This is a genomic window from Acinetobacter sp. YH12129, from assembly GCF_013418685.1.
Classification (GTDB): Bacteria; Pseudomonadota; Gammaproteobacteria; order Pseudomonadales; family Moraxellaceae; genus Acinetobacter; species Acinetobacter amyesii.
Genome location: NZ_VPBP01000058.1, coordinates 1 through 5,230, shown reverse-complemented (window position 1 = coordinate 5,230; position 5,230 = coordinate 1). Strand labels below are relative to the sequence as shown.

Below are 5,230 nucleotides of genomic sequence, written 5' to 3'. Positions count from 1 at the left end.
ACCAGCGCGAATATGTATTACATTAAAGGGATATATCCTGGCAAAAAAGGTATCGAACAACAGAATTTCCCTGAAATCAGGGATCCAAATGTTGAATTATATTAATTTAAGAAAGAAACCGAGCGAGTGTCTACGAGCGACTGCTTGGTATTAAAACTCATGCGTTTTTTCTCCCTGATTACAATTACTCCCATTTGCCTCATAAAGGGATTAACAGAGCAAAGCGACTGTACTTGAATTGGTTTATGACCGAGCGAAGCGAGCATAAAGCCTTCTGAGCGAAGCGAAGGCATAGTTTCTTTTTAAAACTCTCGATTGACCTTTGAAAAAACAGCCCCTCAACCGAGCGAAGCGAGGTTAAAACGTCCGAGCTTTAGCGAGGGCATAGGGCTGTTTTCATGCCTGCTTAGGCTTTTATATATATTTTAAAGTTTTTAAATGCTTTTAGACCTTCTGAAATTATTGATATTACTAAGTTTAAAAGCCAATAAAGACACAGATTCCTTGCTATAAAGACACAGATTCCTTGCTATAAAGACACAGATTCCTTGCTATAAAGACACAGATTCCTTGCATAAAGACACACAATACTTTAATGTGTCTTTATACACATAATTATATAACGTGTTGAATATGAAGAATGGATTAGTAGTGAAAGATAATGCCTTGATAAACGCTAGTTATAATTTAGAAGTAACAGAGCAGCGTTTAATACTTTTAGCAATTATCAATGCACGAGAAACACAGCAAGGAATTACGTCAGATAGCAAATTAGAGATACATGCTAGTGACTATGCCAACCAATTTAATGTGAAGAAAGAAACAGCTTATGAAGCATTAAAAAATGCTGTAAATAATTTATTTGAACGCCAATTTTCTTTTAGAGAAACAACAAAGAAAGGAGTTGGTATTGTTCGATCTCGTTGGGTAAGTCGAATCAAATATATTGATGATTCAGCCATATTAGAAATTACTTTTGCACCTGATGTAGTCCCATTAATTACAAGACTTGAGCAACACTTTACTAGCTATCAGTTAAAGCAGGTTTCTCAGCTTACCAGTAAGTACGCTATACGCTTATATGAGATTCTCATTGCATGGCGTGAAGTTGGCAAAGTACCAAAAATAGACCTCTCAGAATTCAGGGAAAAACTAGGTATTGCAGCTGATGAATACAAAGCAATGAACCACTTCAAAAGCCGTGTACTAGAACCATCTATCAAACAAATCAACGAGCATACCGACATTACTGTAAGTTATGAGCAACACAAAACTGGACGTACTATTACCGGTTTTTCGTTCAGATTTAAACAGAAGCAAGCTCCTAAATTAGCAAAACAAATAGAACCAAAAAGAGATCCGAATACACCTGATTTCTTTATTCCACTGACAGATGCTCAACGACACTTATTCGCCAATAAAATGGCTAAATTGCCTGAATTAAGTGAGTATTCACAGGGAACTGAAAGCTATGAAGAATTTGCCATTCGTATTGCAGATATGCTTTTAGAGCCACCAAAATTCAGAATGTTTTACCCCCTATTAGAACAATTAGGTTTTAGGGGGTGACTTTTAATTTAGCTTTAGTATTAACAAGTTCCCCTGATAGCTTAGAGAACTATTCTTCTAGTCATAATTGATGCTACTACGATCATAATTTGCAGGATAGCCATCCAATTCCACATTTATAATATCGTAGTCATCATCTACTGTTTTTAATCGGCCATCATCCGATTTTTTGTCTAAATCTTCCTCTAAATTTTCTTCTACATCTTCTTCTAAATCTTCCACAAATCCTTTTGCATAGACTGGTTTACCAAAAATTTCCATTAATTCAAAACAGTTATCTCCAGACGCATCTGCTGTAACTTTCAATACATTTAATCCGTGCCTCTTAGTAATTGAGGCTTGTGTAAATGAATTACCTTTCAGTAAGGGTTGAATATAGATTCTTAAAAACTGAGAGGCTTGTTCATATGAACTAAATTCTTTTTTAAATGTATAAAAAGCTTTATCAACTGGAGGTAAGTTAAAAAGTTTTCTATCACGATCTTCTGTTAAATATTCTTTGAGTTCAGCAAGAATTTTATCCGCAGTAGCTTTATTGTCTTGCATCTTTTTAATTAAATAAGAACCAAGCAAAATTTTACGTCGAGTATCATCCTTTCTCTGCTGTTCTTTTTGCTTTGATTTTTCTCTCGCTTCAATAGCCTGTTTACGAGCTTTTAGCTGTTTCAACTTTTCTAACTGGGCTTCGATTTTCTTTTCGAGAGTTTCAGCAGCTTTTGTCATGATTCAGATTTCGGGATATAGAAAACCACTCAAGCATAAGGCTCTATGAATTGGAATTCAAGTGAGCTATATGCTATCGTGTTTTTCATGAAATGCGCACTTACGACTTGGATTTCATCCAAGTCAAAGTTTGCGTAAGGGGATACCCCTTAACCCCAAAAATTTCTGCGCAATTTTTAAAAGCAAAAGCAAAACCATCACAAGGCTAAGGCATGGCAATTTATCACTGTACGACTAAGACCGTTAACCGAAGTTCGGGACGAACTGCGGTAGCATCTATCGCCTATCGTGCAGGAGAAAAATTGACAGATGAACGAACAGGATTAACGCACGACTTTACGAGAAAAGAAGGTGTGGCTTATACCGAAATTATCTCGAACTTAGATACTCAAATTGATCGTGCTGAACTCTGGAATCTGGCGGAAAAAACCGAAAACCGGAAAGATGCCAGAACCGCTAGAGAATGGGTTATTGCTTTGCCTGATGAATTGGATGAAGAACAACGCAAGGAACTTGCTAAAGACTTTGCCAAGTCCTTAGTAGATCGCTATGGGGTAGTTGCAGATTTAGCGATTCATGCACCCAGCAAAGGTGGTGATGATAAAAACCATCATGCACATATCTTGCTGACAACTCGCAAAGCAGAATTAGACCCTGAAAATAAATTGGTCCTTACTCAAAAAGCGGAAATCGAGCTAAGTAACACAAAAAGAAAAAGCCTAGGCATGGGGACAAGCCAAGAAGAAATCAAACAGATTCGAGCCACCTGGGCAAACCTTGCAAATTACGCCCTGGACAAAGCAGGGTACAAAGAAAAAATAGACCATCGCAGCTATGCCGAACAAGGTAACGGCCTACAAGCCACAATACATGAAGGCAGCAAGGTTACTCAGTTGCGCAGAAAGGGCATAGATACTGAAGTTAGCCGTTTCAATGACAACATCAAACAGCAAAACAGTCAGCAGCTCCAATACAAAGAACCCCAAAAGGAAAAAATCCTAGAACAAGGCTTCAGCCGTGTCGAAAAGGGTTTCGAGCAATGGAAGAAAAATCAGGAAGCTAAACGCCTACAACTGGAACAACAGCAACAGTTAAAGCAACAGCAAGAACGAGCCATGAAGCAGAAACAACGCCAAAGCATGAATAAAGATGGGCCATCTCTATGAGCAACCAAAACGACGATTTAGACGACCAGTTATATATTTTATTGGCATCCATGAAGGAATACAGGGAAGCCATAGCAGACGATAAGAAGCGATTAGAGACGTTTTACAGTCAAGTAGCTAGTGGGGTTCTAGATAAGGCTGAAAAGTCGCTGCAGGACACAAATAAACAGGCTATAGGGGCATTAAAGAGCCGTATTCAGGAATTAGACAAGGCAACCAGCCGTCTTAACTATCAATTCATTGCCGTGTTTGCCAGTGCCTTTGTAGCGTTGGTGATGGTGCTGTTCTTGGCGTTATTTTTATTTGTACCAAGTATGGATGAAATCCAGCAGCGTAGATCAGAAGTAAACAACCTGAAAAATTACAGTTTAGACCTATCAAAATGTGATGGGAAAACGTGCGTTCGAGTTATAAAAAAACAGTGTGGCTATGGAAAAAATGCCGATTATTGTGTGATTGACCCTAAATAATTACGGTTCGGTACTTTGCTTTGCTTCTCTCAATGTATAACCACTGAAAATAGACGCAAAGTGGCTCGACTTTTAATTCTGGCGATAGCCAGATTTAAAAGTATCGAGCTAAATTTCATAATTTAAAAAATAATTAAAACCAGCTATCTCACATTAACCACTTTGCTTATTTCTTATTCAAATATTAATTTTATATGAACTACTTTTTACTTTAATCTACTGTAATATTAATCAATCTGAATTTCATATTAACTACTTATTTTTTGATTTTTTTAATATAAATTATTGATTTATATCAATTTTTTAATATTTCAAAACTAATGGCTATTCTAGATAGATTTTTTTTTACGTGAGAAAATTTTTAAAACTTCACAGGAGATTTTAATGATTTTTTTACTTAATCCATTGTTTTTAAAATGGTTATTGCAATTTTTAAGTGCTACCGATACTGAAACGGTTCTTTTAACCATGTGTTTTATCCAAATGTTGTTCAACATCTGGATTTTTAATGAGTTTTTAAAAGAAAAGGGGGCTGTCAAATGAACTTATCCAACTTCAAAGTGTTTTCCAAAATAGTGCTCTGGTGGGTAGATGCCCCATTTTTTAAAGAAAAGCTTCGCTTTTCCAAAACGGGGGAAGGCATTGCGGTTTTAAAAACAATGATAGCCATTACATTAGAAGCTGACTTTCAAGACCGCTTAGCCAAAATTTCATTTTCTGAATTAGAAGATCTGACAGGTCTATCTAGACCGATGGTCAATAAAGCTATAAAAATTTTGGCGGACGAAAAACTCATAGCTGTTCATTCTTCGGCTCGGGGAAAGTCTAATATTTATCAAATATTAGACTTTCCAAATATGAATCCGACTGAAATTAAGACTGATGAAATCGTTTTAAGAACTAAAACAAAGGGCTGGTCAAAGCTGCCGTATCAACCAGTTGCAAAAAATTTACGTTTTTTACCAAATAAAGGCGCTATTGCATTAGGCGCATTGAAAAACTATTTGGTCATGTTGAAATATAGAGATAATAATCAGGATTACAGCCGTATATCTCATGATAAATTTATTGAAAAATGTGGGATACAAGCCAATAAAATCAAAAGTTCTAATGATTTACTAATCAACCACGGCTTTATTGGTTTGGCTAAATACATTCAAAATGGATACCTGAAGACCAGCGCGAATATGTATTACATTAAAGGGATATATCCTGGCAAAAAAGGTATCGAACAACAGAATTTCCCTGAAATCAGGGATCCAAATGTTGAATTATATTAATTTAAGAAAGAAACCGAGCGAG

The 5,230-nt window shown here is 36.3% G+C and carries 4 protein-coding genes and 1 pseudogene; 4 read left to right on the top strand and 1 reads right to left on the bottom strand.

All coding sequences use genetic code 11. The annotated features are described in order from the left end of the window. Positions 1-633 precede the first annotated feature (633 nt). The gene (repM, locus tag FTU65_RS15835) at positions 634-1,569 is read left to right on the top strand and encodes a replication initiation protein RepM (RefSeq protein ID WP_180067058.1); all 936 of its coding nucleotides are present in this window, start codon (positions 634-636) and stop codon (positions 1,567-1,569) included. Positions 1,570-2,025: 456 nt separating this feature from the next. Here repM and FTU65_RS16425 read toward each other — a convergent pair. After that, a pseudogene (locus FTU65_RS16425) lies at positions 2,026-2,292 on the bottom strand (mobilization protein); the annotation flags it as partial. Between the two features lie 212 nt (positions 2,293-2,504). Between FTU65_RS16425 and mobQ the strand changes: the two are divergent. The 3 genes from mobQ to FTU65_RS15815 all read left to right on the top strand — a co-directional run bounded on the left by mobQ (position 2,505) and on the right by FTU65_RS15815 (position 5,208). Further along, positions 2,505-3,458 carry a MobQ family relaxase gene (gene mobQ, locus FTU65_RS15825; RefSeq protein WP_180067055.1) on the top strand — a complete coding sequence of 318 codons (954 nt, stop codon included), beginning with the start codon at positions 2,505-2,507 and terminating at the stop codon, positions 3,456-3,458. Further along, positions 3,455-3,928 (top strand): hypothetical protein, encoded by a 474-nt coding sequence (locus tag FTU65_RS15820; protein WP_125268843.1) that lies wholly within the window; start codon positions 3,455-3,457, stop codon positions 3,926-3,928. Before mobQ ends, FTU65_RS15820 begins: the two co-directional genes overlap by 4 nt. Positions 3,929-4,467: 539 nt before the next feature. Further along, entirely contained in the window at positions 4,468-5,208 is a 741-nt protein-coding gene (locus tag FTU65_RS15815; protein ID WP_179991799.1) for a hypothetical protein, read from the top strand. Positions 5,209-5,230 lie beyond the last annotated feature (22 nt).

What these genes read in the sequence shown, in the direction of transcription:
- FTU65_RS15820 (WP_125268843.1), top strand. Translation starts at nt 3,455, where the DNA reads ATGAGCAACCAAAACGACGATTTAGACGACCAGTTATATATTTTATTG.
- mobQ (WP_180067055.1), top strand. Translation starts at nt 2,505, where the DNA reads ATGGCAATTTATCACTGTACGACTAAGACCGTTAACCGAAGTTCGGGA.
- repM (WP_180067058.1), top strand. Translation starts at nt 634, where the DNA reads ATGAAGAATGGATTAGTAGTGAAAGATAATGCCTTGATAAACGCTAGT.
- FTU65_RS15815 (WP_179991799.1), top strand. Translation starts at nt 4,468, where the DNA reads ATGAACTTATCCAACTTCAAAGTGTTTTCCAAAATAGTGCTCTGGTGG.